Origin of the sequence: Photobacterium sp. TY1-4 (assembly GCF_025398175.1) — a bacterium.
In the GTDB taxonomy this organism is placed as follows: Bacteria; Pseudomonadota; Gammaproteobacteria; order Enterobacterales; family Vibrionaceae; genus Photobacterium.
The window spans coordinates 961,015-977,775 of the sequence record NZ_CP099735.1 but is presented as its reverse complement, the minus strand read 5'-3'; the positions used below and the strand labels follow the sequence as shown (position 1 = coordinate 977,775).

Sequence of the window (16,761 nt, the reverse complement as noted above, 5' to 3'; positions counted from 1 at the left end):
CCGCATTTTACGCTCTGATCCTCCCACGCCATCAAGGTGACCTGATTAAATTCATATTGGAATTCAGTCCTTTACTCTGAGAATTTTTGAGAGGTCTTGCAATAAAATGACGTTTCATTGTCATTCGTCTGACAAATCAGGGAGAGATCGTGGTTATCTTTCAACTGCTCACGGACAGTTTCATTCAGCGGAACAAAGCCGTTGAAAAGATGGATAAAAATCAAAGATAGCTCAATTATCACGAAACAGGACTAAGAAGAATGACAAGACTAGCAGCGGTAATTTCAGCCACTTTACTGATGGCATCAACAGCACACGCAGAAATTTACGTCGGTGGTAAAGCCGGTAAGACCTGGCTGGAAGACGCGTGCCAGGCCGGTACCCAGTGCGATAAAGACGATACGACATATGGTGTGTTTGCCGGTTACAACCTGTCAGAAAACTTGTCCGTCGAAGCGGGTTACGACTATCTGGGCAATTACAAGAGCACCACGTTTAACGATCATGTGGAAGCGATCACTCTGGCACCGAAGCTGAGCCTGCCTCTGACCAACGATCTGGCGCTATACGGTAAATTGGGCGCTGCATACGTCAAGTACGGCAGCCAGGATGATTTTTCTTACCTGGGCGCAGCAGGCGTTGAATACAGCATGAGCCAGAATGTGACGCTGCGTGCTGAATACCAGAACATTACCGACGCCAGCAACGATCTGGTCCGTGCGACGGGCCACTCTGCGACGTTGGGTCTGGCTTATACGTTCGGTGGCAACAGCAAGTCGGTGGTGAAGAGCGAGCCCGTGGTTTACGAAGAGCCTGTCGCTTATGAAGCCCCTGTCGCAGATGCTCCAATCGCAGAAACCCCTGCCGCAGAGCAAGAGTTGGTTGTTCAGGAAGAGCCTGCACCGGTTGTACCTGTCGCGTCGGTTGAAAAGGAAGCCGTCGTTGCGCCTGAAATCGTCACTAAAACCTATCAAACACAAACCCTGGGCACCGGCAGCTTTGCCCTGAATAGTACCGAGTTGACGCCGGAAAGTGCGTCAAAGCTCGATGAGCTGGTGGCGTTTTTGAATGAGTACCCGCAGGCCAAAGTGGAAGTCGTTGGTTACACGGATGCTTCTGGTGCGGCATCGTACAATCAGAGAATTTCTGAAAAACGTGCCGGTTCGGTAGCCGAAGCGCTGATCAATAAAGGAATTAAGGCAACACGCATCGAGGCGCGTGGCGAAGGTGAAAACAATCCAATCGCCTCGAACGAAACGCCTGAAGGCCGCCAGCAAAACCGCCGTGTCGAAGTCACCGTACCGGCGTTCGAATATCAAGTTCAAGCTTAAGTCTGACGACCCGACTTGCTGAGATGAAGAGCCTCCCGACCGGGAGGCTTTTTTATGCGATGAGGTTTAAATCAAGATGTTCTTTATTAAGCCCTGCTGCCCCGTTGGCGCTGGTTGACGATCTCCTGCGTTCGTCGCAACAGATAATCCTTGAACGCCTGGCAACGGGTCGGCATCGGGTGGCGGGGGCGGAAGTAGAGGTTGATATCGAACTGGCTGGCGACAAAGTCGGTGAGCAGCACTTTGAGCCGACCATCGGCCAGCGCCTCACGCACCACGGAGTGCGGCAGGTAGGCCACACCAGCCCCCCGAATCGCCATATCCCGCAAGATTTCGCTGTTGTCACACTCCAGGGCATCGCTGATGGTGACCGCCCGGTTGACCCCGTCGAGACAGAAGTACCAGCGATTGCCGCCGACCAACGAGCTGGCATAGAGGCAGCGGTGCTCGCGCAGGGCTTCCGGCTCGGTCGGAATGCCGCACCGGGCCAGATAACTGGGCGCAGCGCAGGCGAACAGGGGCTCACTCAGCAGCAAGCGGCGGATCAGCAGGCTGTCCTTTTCTTCGGTTTCCCGGTTGGTGGCTTTAGCGCGAATAATGAAGTCGACATGGAGCGGATCGACTTCTCCGGCTTCAATGAACAGCCGGAAGTTCACCTGAGGATGCATTTCCATGTACTCGGTGATGATCTCACGCAGGAAGTAAGCGGCAAACAAGGGGGTTGAGGAGATGCTGATCACCCCGCGTTGTTCGTCGGCCATGCTTTCCACTTCGGCGCAAATGGTGTCGATTTCCGGTAATAATGACGAGAATCGCCGATAGAGCACTTCTCCGGCGTCGGTCGGCACCAGCTGGCGGGTACTGCGTTTGATCAGCTCCACCGCCATCAGGGTTTCCAGCTCCTTCACCCAGCGGCTGGCGGCTGCGGCAGAAATTCCCCAGGCCTCAGCGGCTTCCCGAAAGGAGCCATGCTGGAGCACCGAGCAGAAAAATACGATTTTATCGAGTTGCTGTTGGCGGGGATGGATCCCGGCGGGTGGCAGTGACATAACAATTCCTTGTCGCCTTGTTCCTGAACCTGTCTCCTGAGCAATGATGCCCGTCAGGAGAGGATCCACCAACCGACTCGCCGGGTTCTTGCAACTGGCCTCACACTCCGCTGCTAGTCTTACCGTCCGAAGGCGCGAACACCGGGGCGAAGAGGCACGCGGGCATGAGTTTGAGATCCGGGTCAATCAAGGGGTGAAACGCCATCTGGGCCAGAATGTCCCGTTCCAAATCTATGCCGGGCGCGATTTCTTCCAGCACCAACCCCTGGGCATCCAGACGAAACACAGCTCGCTCGGTAATGTATCGGACGGGTTGTCCGGTGGCGATGGCGCGGGCGGCGGAAAAGGTAATTTGCTCGGCCCGGCTGACAAATTTATGCAGGCGGCCTTCCCGGCAAATCTCGAGTTGGCCGTTTTTCACCGCAATGTCCAATCCGTCGGCGGTAAACGTGCCGCAGAAATACAGCGATTTGGCATGCTGGCTGATATTGATAAAGCCGCCGCAGCCGGGCAGTCGGGTCCCGAAGCGGGAGACATTGATATCACCGCTGCGGCCGCATTGCGCCAGACCAAGAAAGGCCTGATCAATGCCTCCGCCGTCGTAAAAGTCAAACATCTGATCCTGCGTAATAATGGCTTCGGGGTGGCAACTGGCGCCGAAATCCAGTCCGCTGGCCGGTAAGCCGCCGATGGCTCCGGGCTCCACCGTCAGCGTCAGGGTGTCCAGAATCCCAGTTTGTCCGGCAATGGTCGCGATATACTCCGGGACGCCGATGCCCAGGTTCAGCACCGCGCCCGGGGTCAGCTCCAGCACCGCTCGCCGGGCGATCAGGGTCTTGGCGTCCAGCCGGGATTGGGGGGGCTTCTGCCGGAGTTGGGGAGCCGAAGCGGGGCGGCTGGTGACAAAATCCGGGTTGAATGGCGTCGCGAACGTTTGCATGTGTTCGGAAAGATCGTCGCAGATCACCACCGCATCGACAAAGATCCCGGGAATTTTAATCTCGTGAGGCGACAGGCTTCCGGCGGGAACGACCCGCTTGACCTGGACGATGATCTTGCCGCCCTGATTTCGTGCCGCCTGAGCCGCAGCGAGGCTTTCGACCACCAGACACTCTTCTTCCATGGTGATGTTGCCGTCCGTATCGGCGGTCGTTCCCCGTAATATGGCCACATCCACCGGCAGTCGGCGATACAGCAGGTATTCCTCACCGTCCAGCTCAAGGACCTGAACCAGATCTTCCCGGGTCATTGTATTGATCTTGCCGCCTTCCAGGCGCGGGTCGACGAAGGTCCCCAGGCCGGTGGTGGTCAGGGTGCCCGGTTTACCGGCTGCCGTATCCCGCAACAGATGGGAGATCACGCCTTGCGGCAGGTTATAGGCTTCGATTTCATTGGCCAGCGCCATGTGTTGCAGGGCCGGAACCAGGCCCCAGTGTCCGCCGATCACCCGCTTGACCATGCCGGGTTGTGCCAGGTGGTTGGCTGCGCGGCCTGTGCCGTCTCCCTGCCCGGCGGCAAAAATCAGCGTCAGATCCTGCGGGCCGGATTCTCGCGCAAAGCGCTGGCCGAGGGCGCGGATCACCGATTCCGGGACAACCGAGCCGATAAAACCGCCCAGCATCAGGGATTGACCGTCCTGGATCCAGGCTGCCGCTTCCTCTGCGGTAAGTTGGGTGACTGGCATGACATTTTCCTTGGTCGTGTGTTGATGTCCGAAAGTGTATGAAGCCTGCCGGGTCGGTTGAATATCACTGATGAAATTGTCTTTTTCATATTTGCCATTCGAAGATGGGTGATTTTGTTTAAGTCATTGAAAGTAAAATGTTTATATGGTCATTGTTCCGTCATGAATCCTTCATTTAAGCCACCGGAATATGAGCTGGGTCTCATTTTATCGGGGGGGCCGTAGATCGCGGCAAAGAGCGGTGTTTTCATTCGCCGTGATGCGGTCTAGCATGTTAACAACCTGTTACATTGAACGCTTCAATCGGAGAAACTGAATATGGATGTTGCCGTTATACTCCTGACCCTCATTGGCCTGATGTATTTTGCCTATCGTGGGGTCTCCGTACTGGTGCTGGCGCCGATCCTGGCGATGGCCGCTGCATTGCTGACCAGTGACTTTCCCTTTCTGTATGCGTTGTCGAACGTGTTCATGCCGGCCGCCGCGAACTACATCAAACTGTACTTCCCGGTGTTCATTGCAGGGGCGATTTTCGGTAAGCTGATGGGCGCGTCGGGGGCCGCCCGCACGTTGTCGGCCTTTATTATCCGCAACCTGGGACCCCGGCATGCCATCTTATCGGTGGTGCTGGCGACAGCTTTGCTGACTTACGGCGGGGTATCGCTGTTTGTGGTGGTCTTTGCCATGTATCCGATTGGGGCGGAGACGTTCCGCGCAGCCGGGATCCCGAAACGCCTGCTGCCGGCGGCCATCACTTTGGGTGCCTTTACCTTCACTATGACGGCGTTGCCGGGTACACCGCAGTATCTCAATACCATGCCAACCATCCCCTTCGGCACCACCATTTATGCCGCGCCGCTCCTTGGGCTGTTGGCGGCAGTCATGATGCTGTCACTGGGGATTTTGTGGATTAAATATCGCGCGCAAAAAGCGATGGCTGCGGGGGAAGGGTACGGTGAGGAGAAAGATCAGAATCAGCATGAATCGGCAGATACACCGGCCCCGGGCGTTCTGATGGCGCTGACGCCAATCCTGCTGGTGTTTGTCATCAATTTCCTGCTGACCAACGTGTATTTCAAAATGCCGGATGTGGTGGCGAATTATCAGGCCGTTGAGGCAACCATTAACGGCACCTGGGCAGTGATTCTGGCGTTGGGCACTGCGATTGCCTTTATGCTGGTGGCGTTTCGTCGTTACCTGTTTGATCCGAATCAGCATGTGTTCGACGGCTCGGTCGGCTCGCTGCTACCGATTTTCAATACCGCCTCAGAAGTGGGCTATGGTGCGGTGATCACGGCGCTGTCTGCTTTTGTGGTGGTGAAAGCCGGGATTGCAGCGATTGATATTCCGGACCTGTTTAAAGTGGCGATCACCTCGACGAGTCTGGCCGGGATCATCGGCTCTTCGTCCGGCGGAACCGGGATGGTACTGGCACTGCTGGGCAATGATTTCCTCAGCACGGGCATCAACCCGGAAGTCTTGCACCGGGTGGTTCTGCTGGCTGCTGGTGGGCTCGATACCCTGCCGCATTGTGGCGCGGTGATCACCTTGCTGGCGGTGTGCAAACTGACGCATCGCCAGAGCTATGGGGATATTGCGGTTGTCACGATGGCCATTCCCTTATTGGCGGCGTTTACTGTGATTGTGGTGCACCTGTCGACCGGTCTGGTCTGAAGTCATATCTCGAGATGGCGAATAAACAACGCCCCGGCATTCAGCCGGGGCGTTTTTATTTTTTCGGAAGCAAGTTTTATCGGAAGCTATTTTGATTGGAAGCAACCGGGACGTTATTTCATCCGGCAGGGTTGGAGATAGATGGTGTCCCCGGGAAAGTAGCCGTCCTGACTGGGATGGCGGGCATGCAGACGGCACAAATCCTGATGAATGCTGATCGCCTCGACCTGAAAGGGTTCTTGTTGCCATTGCGCATCCCGCTGGACTTCAATGGTCAGTTGCTGCCCGGTACGGACCGTTTGGGGCGATAAGCGAATGAGATAGGTATGGCTGAAGGCAAGCAGCCAGTAATCATCAACGGTGACCAAGCGACCTTCGCCGGGGGAGAGAACACTTTCGGTATATTGCAGTTGCGGCGCTGCCTGGACCGGAATACTCAGGAGCAGAGTGAGCAGCAGAGTCGGGAACATCGCTTTCATGGTGTCGTCTCTGAATGTGATTACGATGACTGCTGATTTTTATGACTATTGATTTCTATGACTATTGATTTCTATGACTATTGATTTCTATGACTATTGATTTCTATGACTATAGTGTCTGGCGGTACGGCGTGCTTCTCAAGAACGAAAATCACACGGAATGAGCGTGGGGATCACCCTTGTGTCTTCTTTTGGAACCCCGATATTGTCAGGATGGACTTCGAGTGGCATGCTGCCGTTTTTATGTTTCAAGGGAATCAAAATGAAGGTCTTTGGGTCGCTGATCCTCGCGGGTTTGCTCAGTGGGAACGCGCTTGCAGCGCAACCGTCCATTGTTGTGGCATACCAGACGCCGAAAGGAAAAGATGAAACACAGGTCAGGCAGCTGATTGAGCAAAGCGAGGTGAATGACACCTTGGTGGCATTGTCAAAGTCGTACTTTGTTTTTGATCAGACACTGACCGTCAAATACGGCGGTGAGGATGGGCCGATGTATGATCCCGAAGCACATACCGTGTTCATCCCATACGGTTTCGTCTCAGAAGCCATCCGGTATTTCCGGGACAATGATGATCAGCAAACATCGGGCAATCAGCCGACTTTGAGCGCGATGGATACGCTCTTGCATACCTTGCTGCATGAAGCCGGTCATGCATATGTCGCCGATCAGCATATTCCGGTGCTGGGCAAGGAAGAAGACGCGGTGGATAACTTCGCCACCTTGATGATGATCCGCTATGTCGACGGTGGCGATGATGCTGCCATCAGTGCGGCCAATATGTTCGCCTACGAGTCGAACGACCGACCCGACTATTACGATTTCGGTGAGTATATTGATGAGCATAGCTTCGATTTGCAGCGCTACTTTTCCACCTTGTGTCTGGTGTACGGCAGTGATCCGAAGCAATACGCTAAGTTGTTGGATGAAGTCGAGAAAGATTACCTCGCTGAGCGCAAAGAGTTCTGTATCGAGAACTATCAGCAATTGGATCAAAACTGGCATGTTTATCTGACCGAACAGCCGTGAGCTGGGATCCATCGCTGAAGCTAAGCTGTCGTGGAGATGGGCGATCAATGTTGTACTGAAAAGCCGTTGCTGAGCAACGGCTTTTTGATTGTTTACCGCGTAGGTGTCAAGGTGCGGAGGCCTGTGTTTTCCACGGTTATTTATATTTTTCCTTCACTACCGCACATCCGGATTTTATCAATCACCACCTGTTTCATCGCTTGTTTCCCCGGGACGATATATTTGCGCGGATCGTTGGCTTCAGGGTGCTCGGCAAAGTAGTGTTTGACGGCATCGGCAAAGGCAATTTTCAGCTCGGTGCCGACATTGACTTTACATGCTCCCAGGGCGATACAGCGCTGAACCATTTCTTCTGGGATCCCGGAAGCGCCGTGCAGCACCAACGGAATATCGACCACTTCACGAATTTGCGCCATTCGGTCGAAATCCAGTTTTGGTTCAGATTTGTACAAACCATGGGCTGTGCCAATCGCTACGGCCAGCGAGTCAATCCCGGTACGGCGCACAAATTCTGCTGCTGAGGCCGGATCGGTCAATTGGGCGTCGGCACTGTCGACAATCAGATCATCTTCCTGACCGCCAAGTCGGCCCAGTTCGGCTTCCACACTGGCATCAAAGCGGTTACTGTGCTGGACCACATGACGGACGATATCGATGTTCTGCTCGAAGGAATAATGGGATCCGTCGATCATGACGGAGCGGACACCGCGCTCGACCTTGGTCTTGATATCGGAAATATCTTCATGGTGATCCAGGTGGAGCACGAGCGGGATAGTGTGTTTTTGTGCCGCTTCCTTACAGATGCTGATCAGGTAGTCGGTGCCGGCGTAATCGAATGTGCCCGGGGTCCCGGCCAGTATCACCGGTGAGCCAAGTTCTGAGGCCGTTTCGACCACCACCTGCACGGTTTCCAGGTTATGAATATTAAAAGCAGGGACAGCGTAGCCGCCTTGTTGCGCCCGTTTGAGCATTTCACGAGAAGAAATTAAATACATACTGCCTCCTGGCGATGAGAATGGCTAGCGTCAAATACAAGGTTGCCGTTAACCCAGGTTTTGAAAATGGTGTGATTCGGATTCAGTGCGACCATCGAGGCCCGTTTACCGGGCTCCAGAGTGCCGTATTGGTTGTCGATGCTGAGAGATTTCGCTGGGGTCAGCGAAGCCCGTAGCCAGGCTTGCTCCAGCGGGAGCTTGAGCCATGTTGAGAGATTGAGTACCGCCTGCAGCAGGGTCAGGGTGCTCCCTGCCAGTCCACCGACATCGGTGGTTGCCACGCCGTCGGTGACATTGACCAGGTACTCGCCTAGCTGGTACTGGCCGTCAGGCATGTGCGTGGCTCGCATGGCGTCAGTGATCAAGGTCAGACGATCGCCGCAGCAGCGATGGGCAATATCAATCGCGGTCGGGTGGACATGGTGACCATCAGCAATCATCTCAACATAACTGTTCGGGTGGCAAAGCCCGGCGCCCACCACGCCCGGGTCGCGATGGTGCAGGCCGCGCATCCCGTTGTAACAATGGACAATACCGTCCGCCCCGGCGTCGAGGGCTTCCTGTACTTGATCAAAGCTGGCATCAGAATGCCCCAACATGACTTTGATGCCCTGCTTCTTCAGGTATTTGATGGCTTTGATGGCTCCGGATTTTTCCGGTGCCAGGGCGACCGTGGTTAACTGGTGATCCGCATAGGAGTCCCAGCTGTCGAGCTCTGCCAAATCCAGTTCTCGGAACCATTCGGTCGGGTGGGCTCCACGATTTTTGGGCGTAAAGTAGGGGCCTTCAAGGTAGGCGCCGAGCAATTCTGCACCGTCGACCCCGCGCTGTCTGCTCTTGCCGATTTGTTGCAGTGCGTCCTGAATGGCCTGTACCGGCGCCGTAACCGTGGTTGCGACAAAACCGGTCACACCCTGAGTGGCGAAGAATTCGGACATGGTGTTCAGGCTGTCATGGGTAGCATCCATGACGTCACACCCAACTGCGCCATGGACGTGGCTGTCAATCAGGCCGGGAAGTAGCCAGTGCTCGCCCAGATCAATGATTGCCGGATGCTGTTTGGGTTGATAGGGCGTAATCGCGGTAATTGTTCCGTTTGGATCAACGCTGAGAACGCTGTCGGTGAGCCATTGATCACTAACCAGAATCCGTGCCGCCCGGTAATGTTGTATCTCAGATCCCATCTTCGGTGGTTTCCTGTGTCTGTGGGGGTTGGCTTCTTAGTTCATCTGCCAGGGAGGTCATGCCGCGATGGCCACACGTTAATGCCTGTTCACGGAATTCAACTAAGGTCAGCTCATCGCGCTCCAGCAGCATTTCTGCAGCCATTTGCAGGTTGGTGCCAGTGATGACTTCAACATCGGCTCGCTCCTGGCTGATGAGAGAGGCGGTTCGAAATGGTGTTCCGCCCAGAAGATCGGTTAGAAACACAATTCCGTCACCGGAGTCAATGTCTTTCATCGCGGTACGCATAGTCTGGTCCAGTTCTGCGGTGGTCCGCTCTGCGGGAAAGTCGATGGCTCTGAACTGTGACTGCTCACCAATGATCTGCAAAACGGCCTGCTCAATGCCGGATGCAAAGGCGCCGTGCCCGGAAAGAATAACTGCAATCATAAAAATGTCCTTGGAGGGCCCGGCTGGGCCCTGATTGATGATGTTGTTTTACCTTGTGCTGTCAGCGCGTGATCACAGGATGCCGAGCATTCGGCCGGCAATCCCGACGACCACAGTGATCCCGATGAGGCGGAGCGGGCTCCAGCCGCGCTTCACCAGGGCGTACATCGCCAGGGTATACACCAGAGGTAAAAATGCCGGCATCAACTTGTCGATCACATCGGCCTGGAGCTTGACCACAGCATCACCGGCAGTGATCTCTGCGGTGGTCGACAGGCGAACATAGGTAGCGACCAGAGCGCCAATAACCGTCATCCCGACCATTGAGGCGGCATGGCCGACTTTCTGGGTGTTGGCCTTGATCATCGGAATGGCGGCAACTCCCATTCGATAGGCGTAATGGGCCAGGCCGAAACGAAGGCCGAAGTGGACCAGGTTGAACATCACGAAGAAGAATATGGCCCCCATGATGGAGCCTTGCAGCGCAAGGTCTGCGCCAATTCCGCCGCAGATGGGGAGCAGGGTCAGCCAGAACATCGCATCCCCGATCCCGCCCATTGGGGCGCCGACGGCAATCTTGGTGCTCTGGATACTGCTGATGTTCTGCTTGGAACGTTCCATGGCCAGGATGATCCCCATCACGAATGTCACCAGGAAGGGGTGGGTATTGAAAAATCCCATATGGCCTTGCATGGCTTTTGAAAGATCCGCTTTGTTGGTGTGGATCTTCTTTAGCGCCGGCAGCAAACCGTACAACCAGCCGGATGCCTGCATCCGCTCGAAGTTAAACGAAGCCTGCAACAGTAGGGAGCGCCACGCCATGCGGTTGATGTCCGCTTTGGTCAGCTCGGCACCAATGGTTTTGTTTTCATATTCATCCGAAGCGATGTCCGGGGCGGGCTGTACGTCGGTCTGAGTTGGACGTACGTTAAGTTCGTTGCTGATATTAGATGCCATCTTCGTAGTCCTCTGCTGGGGCGGCAACCGGTGCCGGTTCTGATTTGCGCATAAAGTCGATAATCGCCATGGCGGTCGCGGCGCTGGCGATAGCCAAGATCGGTAGTTCGAGCCAGGCTGCGGCGACAAAACCTAAGATGAAGTAAGGGATGTAGGCGTTTTTCATCATGATTTTCATCAGCACGGCAAAGCCAATGGCCGGCATGATGCCGCCGGCGACGCCCAGGCCGTCGATGAGATCTTTCGGCAGGATTTCAACCATTTTTCCTGCGTGCTCGGCACCAAGAAAGATGGGTAGGAAAGCGCACAGAAAGTAGAAGGTCCCGAGCACGGCGAGTGCCAGGTAGTTGACCCGTTCAATGCCGTCCGTATCGGCATTCTGGGCATAGTCATCACACTTGGACATCACTGCCGACATCGCGGAAAACAGCAGGGTGATCCCCATTTGAACGGCCACTGCGAAAGGCACGGCAACCCCGACGGCAACATTCGGTTCGACCTGCGTTGTTATGGCGAATGTGGTGCCGACAATGGTGCCGATGATGACGTTCGGCGGCTGGGCGCCGGCCAGCGGTGCCAGGCCCATCCAGATCAGCTCGAGGGTCCCGCCGACCAGAATCCCGGTTTGCAAATCACCGAGGATCAACCCGACCAACGGGCCGAGGACCACAGGCCGGTGAAAGTGGGTGAGGCCGTTGAACAGATCCAATCCGGCGAAGAACGCCAGGGTACCCAGCATGGCCGCCTGTAAGAATCCTATTTCCATAACGGTTGTCCTTATTGGTTAAAGTAAGGTAAAGAGATCAGTTGCGCTTTCGGTCGGAACGCCCTGGACAGTGCATGTCACGCCCAATGCTTTAAGCCGGTTGAACTCTTCGACATCAGTGGCATCGACCGACACGGTTTTGGCAATTTGGTTTTTGCCTTCGGCATAGTGCATGTTGCCGACATTGATGTTTTGGATTGGGACGCCACCTTCTACCAACTGGCGAAACTCTTTGGGTGTTTTGCAGACCAGCAGAATGCGCTGGCGATCAGCGGCCTTATGGATGGTGTCGATGGTTTTTTGAACGGTCCAGAAGCGAATGGCGATCCCGTCTGCCAGCACCATTTCCATCAGGTTTTGTTGGATACTGTCTTGCGCGACTTCATCGTTGACCACCACGATAATATTGGCGTCGGCAAAGCCCACCCACTGCACACCCACCTGACCGTGGACCAGACGTTCATCAATTCGGCTGAGTACAATATTCGGCATAGTTCATTCCTTGTGTTCTTATCGTTATTGAAGTTTTCTGTGCTGATTCGATTTATGGCTGTTTTGGCTGATATGGGTAAGGATGGATCGTGACCCCCTGGACTACCCGGTTCACCTCTCCGGTCGGGCAGGGGTTATCCGGCCCCAGCCCTAACTGGAGTGATTTTTCAAAGGCCAGCATCTGGCTAAACATAATGTATGGAAAGCACAGCCAGGCATCACTGAGGTCGGGTAAACCCAGTTCAAAGACTGTTGCATCATTCAAGGCACTGCCGGTCAGAGCTAAGTGGCAACCGGTCTGGTTGTCTGTCTGAATCTCGCGATAGAGGTCCAGGTCATACTGGCGGGTATACGGATCATTGGAGAGAAACTGGATCACCATTGCTTGCTTGTTGATGGTGAATTTAGGGCCATGGCGAAAGCCCAGTGAGGAATCAAATGCGGTCATCACCTGGCCGGCACTGAGCTCCAGTGACTTGAGTGATGCCTCCCGGGCCAGTCCGGCAAAGCCGCCGCTGCCCAACACAATCAGGCGATGATAAGGTTGCTTGGCAAGGGCTTTGACCGATGCTTGCCATTGACGGAGCTTCTCTTCACAGCGCTCAGCCACAGTATGGATGGTGCTGCGCAGCACAGCGGGATCGTCGTCCCCGAGCAGGGCGAGGGTGGCCATGAGCATACAGCTGAAGCTGGAGGTCATGGCAAAACTCTGATCGTTTGATCCTTCCGGCATCAACAGACAGAAGGCATTGTCGTGATCGGCAGCGATGCTGGACAGCTGACCGTTCGGGTTACAGGTCAGGAATAAGTGGTAGCTGTTTTGAAGTCGCTGATCGGCAAGCCTCACAGCAGCGACACTTTCCGGGCTGTTGCCCGAACGGGCATAGGAGATCAGCAGGGTCGGGCTGTCCGGATCAAGATAGTCGCTCGGGTTGGAAACCAGATCTGTCGTCGGGATCGCGGCGACGTGGTAGCCGTGGGCTGCCTGGATGAATGGTGCTGCGGTGTCTCCGACAAAAGCAGAGGTACCGGCACCGGTGAGAATGATCCGCAGCCCGGGGGTTGCCAGAATCGGCTTGAGAAATGCCTGTAACTCCGGCGTTTGGGGGATACTGTCAGCCAACTGGCGCCAGAGTGCTGGCTGGTGGCTGATCTCTTTAGCTGTGTGAATGGCGTGACGGGCTCGCAACCACGGCTCTTCGTAACCTAAAAACTGACTCATGAAATAGACTCCTTCTGAGCGACGGTATTGGAAAAACAGGCGCAGGCGTAGGTTTGGGTCACTTCCATCACTTTATGGATGACAATATCGCGCGGGGAATTGGTGAGCTGCGCCTGCGCAATGGCTTTGGCCTGATTCGGGAGATATTGGCTGAGCAAGGTAAGTGGGATGGGGTGCTCCAGTAAGTTCTGGAACAGGCGCTGCTGCGCTTGCTGAACTTCCGGATGGCTCCAGTAATAGCGAATGCGATCACTGAGGCTGTAGGCACAATCCAGGTACTGTTGGTGGCCGCGGCTGTGATAGTGCTGGCGCCAGTAATCAGGTTCTTCATGCATCACTTGCTCGATGGTGTCGCGCAGGTGCGCAGCGCGATGGGCGCCTAACCATTCAATTTCGGTCCGGTCGAGGGCAAACAGTGCTTCACGCAGGGCAAAGGTCAGGGCTGGCCCGACTTTGAGGATGGCAAAGTGATCCCGGATCAGCTGGTGGTAGGCTGCCGGATTCTGGTAATCCGTTGAATGAGCTTCAAAAACCAGGTGGGGTTGAGTTTCAATTAGTTTTGCCAGCGGTTGGGCAAGTTCACTGCGATAGTGATGAATACTATGATGGTCAAACTCCACTCCGGGTTGTACCACCAGACCGATGACGCGTGACCAAACATATCCCAAGCCTTGATCAGAAAAGGCCTGGTGATGGGTATTCAGCGTTTCCTGTACCTCTTCCGGCTGGGTCACCGCGAGTCCGGTCAGAGACTCCAACGCTCCACCCGGCGTGGGGACTTCAGTACCTATCACATAAACCGGCGGCTCGCCGCCACATTCCTGCCATGCTGCTTCGGCGATCGCACACAGGCGTGCCGCACGCTCAGCTAGTTTGAGTTCGTCCAGTGGTAGGGTATCGTCGGCACAAGCCATGGAACAATCAAGATGGATCTTTTTGAAACCAGCCTGAACATAATCGCGGATCAGGATCTCTGACCGTGCCATGGCCTCATCGGAAGTCAGGTGCTGCCAGCAATTCGGACCGAGATGATCCCCGCCAAGGACCACCATGTCCTGCGGAAACTGAAGGCGCTCTGCCAATTCAAAGACAACGTTGGCAAAATCACGTGGCGTCATACCGGTATAACCACCATCCTGGTTCACCTGGTTTGAGGTGGCTTCAATCAGAACCGGACGGTGGTCGTTCTTGGCTTGCAGGACCGCGGCTTCCAGAACCAGCGGGTGAGCTGAACATACTGAGTAGATCCCGACGGGCTCTCCTTGCTTGTGCGCTGAAATAAGCTCAAGTATTGGTTTCATTCTGTTTCCTAGTTATTGGTGTTGATGGTAGTGCATCAATCAGGCTATCCATCATTGCTTGTCTTTCGTTTTGTTTCTTTTTCTTATTTAATCACTGTGTTCATAGAAAAAAAGCTGCTCAGATCACAACTATTATCTTTGCTCAACCTTTCACTTTCTTTTTGTTTTGCGACTGGCACAGGTTTATTACGTTGGGGAATATGGTATTTATTGGTCCGATGATGGATTGAAGTAAGGATAAAGTGATGTTGGCAGGATTTGACATTGGTGGAACCAAGATTGAGTTGGTGGTCTTTGATGAGGCATATCAGGCTGTATATCAGCAGCGAGAGCCTACCCCGACGCAGGATTATGAGCAATTTCTTGAAACGCTGGTGGCGATGCTGCAACGTGCTGAGGGGGCTTGCGGGGAAATCAGTCGGGTTGGGGTCGGGATGCCCGGTATTGTCGATATCGACACCGGCGCGCAGCTTTCCTCGAATATTCCTGCGGCCACGGGGCATTGTATTGCAAAAGATCTCGAAGTCAGACTGGCGCGGCCGACGGTGTTGGGCAATGACTGTCAGTGCTTTGCACTTTCCGAAGCCAATGGCGGGGCGGCAGCGCAGTACAAGTCCGTGTTTGGGGCTGTGCTTGGCACGGGCGTTGGTGGAGGGGTGTGCCTGAACGGGCTGCTTGTCAAAGGTCGTAATGGCACCGCCGGGGAGTGGGGTCACTCACCGCTGCCAGCGCTGTTTGTTGAAAAGTACGGTTTACCGCTTGTTCAGTGTGGTTGTGGGAAAACGGGCTGCGTTGAGCGTTACATTTCCGGACCGGGCTTGGCATTTTTATATCAGCATTGTGGCGGCGAAGCGCGCTCTGCCATTCGGGTGATTGACGAAATGAGAGCCGAAAATCCGCGGGCAGAGCAAGCTTTCACGATGTATCTTGATATTTTGGCCTGTACTTTGGCTTCTTTTGTTCACATCTATGACCCGCAAGCTGTGGTGTTTGGTGGTGGTTTGAGCCGGGTGCCTGAGCTTTATCAGCGACTTCCGGACTCTCTTCGTCAGCACTTGTTACCCGCGATCAAAACGCCGGCTTTATTGGCACCGAAGTTTGGGGATTCCAGCGGCGTTCGCGGGGCGGCGATGTTGGCTGAATCCTGTCACTCTCCTTTATTGCGTAGCAGCAAAGCGATTGACTCGAGAGATCACTGCACAGCGACGTGATCCGAGCTTTGGCAGAAATTGCACTGTGAAAGATGAAGTCAAAATTTCACTTTTGTTCTTTTACTTACGGTGCGCTTCACTTTTTATCAATTACCTTGATGTGATGTTTCGTTAAGTTTCATTGTTTTGTTATGATACGCATCATATAGGGTAGGAATGTTGGCTATGAAACAAACCAGTAAACGAAGAGAAGAAATTTTAAGTCAGCTGAAATCCGAAGGCAGTGTTTCAGTCTCTCAATTGTCGCAGTCGCTCGGTGTGAGTACCGTGACCATCCGCAATGATCTCGCTTACCTTGAAACAAAAGGGCTGCTGATGCGATCGTACGGCGGCGCGATCGACTGTCAGGTGCAGGAGGCGACACCGGAAGTGGTGCATGAGACCAATATTCAGGAAAAGGCCACGTTGCATGCCAGGGAAAAGGCCAGTATTGCCAAGGCGGCTGCCAGTCATATTCACTCGGGCGAAACCATTATTCTTGATTCAGGCACCACCACTGAGCAGGTGGCCAAGTTGCTCCTGAACAAGCAGGATATTGTGGTGATGACCAATGGTTTGAACATTGCAGCGACACTGTCTGAAGCGGATGATGTGGAGGTTATGATGACCGGCGGTACTTTGCGTAAGAAAAGTTTGTCTTTCTATGGCTCTCAGGCAGAAGAAAATATGAAAGCCTATCACTTTGATAAAATCTTTTTAGGCGTAGATGGTTTTCATATCCGGGCCGGGATCACCACGCATAATGAGAATGAAGCGCGCTTGAATCGGGCGATGTGCGATGCGGCCAAAGAGGTCATCGTGGTGACCGACTCCAGTAAATTCGACAAAGTCAGCCTGCATAAGATTATTCCGTGCGATCTCATCAACACCCTGATCACCGATAAGAATATTCCGCAAGACTATCTGCACGCGCTGAGCGGGCAGGGTATCAAGGTGATTACGGTTTAAGCTCAAACAAA

General features: G+C 54.4%; 16 protein-coding genes. 5 read left to right on the top strand and 11 right to left on the bottom strand.

The window, feature by feature from the left end; translation table 11 throughout:
* The first annotated feature begins 260 nt into the window (after positions 1-260).
* A complete protein-coding gene (locus NH461_RS21150) occupies positions 261-1,331 on the top strand; it encodes an OmpA family protein (RefSeq protein ID WP_261602948.1) in 1,071 nt (356 codons plus the stop codon).
* An 86-nt stretch (positions 1,332-1,417) separates the two neighbouring features.
* Here the strand turns inward: NH461_RS21150 and NH461_RS21145 are convergent, their stop codons facing one another.
* Entirely contained in the window at positions 1,418-2,380 is a 963-nt protein-coding gene (locus NH461_RS21145; RefSeq protein WP_261602947.1) for a LysR family transcriptional regulator, read from the bottom strand.
* A gap of 100 nt (positions 2,381-2,480) precedes the next feature.
* Positions 2,481-4,064, bottom strand: coding sequence for an acyl CoA:acetate/3-ketoacid CoA transferase (locus NH461_RS21140; protein ID WP_261602946.1), 1,584 nt, complete (start codon positions 4,062-4,064; stop codon positions 2,481-2,483).
* Between the two features lie 318 nt (positions 4,065-4,382).
* On the opposite strand from NH461_RS21140, the gene NH461_RS21135 reads away from it, so the two are divergent.
* Positions 4,383-5,738 (top strand): GntP family permease, encoded by a 1,356-nt coding sequence (locus tag NH461_RS21135; RefSeq protein WP_261602945.1) that lies wholly within the window; start codon positions 4,383-4,385, stop codon positions 5,736-5,738.
* Positions 5,739-5,851: 113 nt separating this feature from the next.
* Here NH461_RS21135 and NH461_RS21130 read toward each other — a convergent pair whose 3' ends face one another.
* Positions 5,852-6,217 carry a hypothetical protein gene (locus NH461_RS21130; RefSeq protein ID WP_261602944.1) on the bottom strand — a complete coding sequence of 122 codons (366 nt, stop codon included), beginning with the start codon at positions 6,215-6,217 and terminating at the stop codon, positions 5,852-5,854.
* Positions 6,218-6,479: 262 nt separating this feature from the next.
* Between NH461_RS21130 and NH461_RS21125 the strand changes: the two genes are divergently transcribed.
* Entirely contained in the window at positions 6,480-7,244 is a 765-nt protein-coding gene (locus NH461_RS21125; protein ID WP_261602943.1) for a DUF4344 domain-containing metallopeptidase, read from the top strand.
* A gap of 140 nt (positions 7,245-7,384) precedes the next feature.
* Here NH461_RS21125 and NH461_RS21120 read toward each other — a convergent pair whose 3' ends face one another.
* The 8 genes from NH461_RS21120 to NH461_RS21085 all read right to left on the bottom strand — a co-directional run bounded on the left by NH461_RS21120 (position 7,385) and on the right by NH461_RS21085 (position 14,591).
* Positions 7,385-8,239 (bottom strand): tagatose bisphosphate family class II aldolase, encoded by an 855-nt coding sequence (locus NH461_RS21120; protein ID WP_261602942.1) that lies wholly within the window; start codon positions 8,237-8,239, stop codon positions 7,385-7,387.
* Positions 8,230-9,423, bottom strand: a complete 1,194-nt coding sequence (gene nagA / locus NH461_RS21115; RefSeq protein ID WP_261602941.1) for an N-acetylglucosamine-6-phosphate deacetylase — start codon at positions 9,421-9,423, stop codon at positions 8,230-8,232. Before nagA ends, NH461_RS21120 begins: the two co-directional genes overlap by 10 nt.
* Complete coding sequence (gene agaF, locus NH461_RS21110; RefSeq protein WP_261604565.1) at positions 9,413-9,853, bottom strand: PTS galactosamine/N-acetylgalactosamine transporter subunit IIA; 441 nt, start codon at positions 9,851-9,853, stop codon at positions 9,413-9,415. Before agaF ends, nagA begins: the two co-directional genes overlap by 11 nt.
* 72 nt (positions 9,854-9,925) lie before the next feature.
* Complete coding sequence (gene agaE, locus NH461_RS21105; RefSeq protein ID WP_261604564.1) at positions 9,926-10,810, bottom strand: PTS N-acetylgalactosamine transporter subunit IID; 885 nt, start codon at positions 10,808-10,810, stop codon at positions 9,926-9,928.
* Positions 10,800-11,576 carry a PTS N-acetylgalactosamine transporter subunit IIC gene (agaW, locus tag NH461_RS21100; protein ID WP_261604563.1) on the bottom strand — a complete coding sequence of 259 codons (777 nt, stop codon included), beginning with the start codon at positions 11,574-11,576 and terminating at the stop codon, positions 10,800-10,802. Before agaW ends, agaE begins: the two co-directional genes overlap by 11 nt.
* A gap of 18 nt (positions 11,577-11,594) precedes the next feature.
* Positions 11,595-12,068 (bottom strand): PTS N-acetylgalactosamine transporter subunit IIB, encoded by a 474-nt coding sequence (gene agaV / locus NH461_RS21095; protein WP_261604562.1) that lies wholly within the window; start codon positions 12,066-12,068, stop codon positions 11,595-11,597.
* Between the two features lie 52 nt (positions 12,069-12,120).
* Entirely contained in the window at positions 12,121-13,290 is a 1,170-nt protein-coding gene (locus NH461_RS21090) for an SIS domain-containing protein (protein WP_261604561.1), read from the bottom strand.
* Positions 13,287-14,591 (bottom strand): D-tagatose-bisphosphate aldolase, class II, non-catalytic subunit, encoded by a 1,305-nt coding sequence (locus NH461_RS21085; protein ID WP_261604560.1) that lies wholly within the window; start codon positions 14,589-14,591, stop codon positions 13,287-13,289. Before NH461_RS21085 ends, NH461_RS21090 begins: the two co-directional genes overlap by 4 nt.
* Before the next feature lie 245 nt (positions 14,592-14,836).
* Here NH461_RS21085 and NH461_RS21080 point away from each other — a divergent pair, with 245 nt between their 5' ends.
* Together NH461_RS21080 and agaR are read left to right on the top strand one after the other, a co-directional pair.
* Complete coding sequence (locus tag NH461_RS21080) at positions 14,837-15,802, top strand: ROK family protein (RefSeq protein ID WP_261604559.1); 966 nt, start codon at positions 14,837-14,839, stop codon at positions 15,800-15,802.
* A gap of 165 nt (positions 15,803-15,967) precedes the next feature.
* Entirely contained in the window at positions 15,968-16,750 is a 783-nt protein-coding gene (gene agaR, locus NH461_RS21075) for a transcriptional repressor AgaR (protein ID WP_261604558.1), read from the top strand.
* The last annotated feature ends 11 nt before the right edge of the window (positions 16,751-16,761 follow it).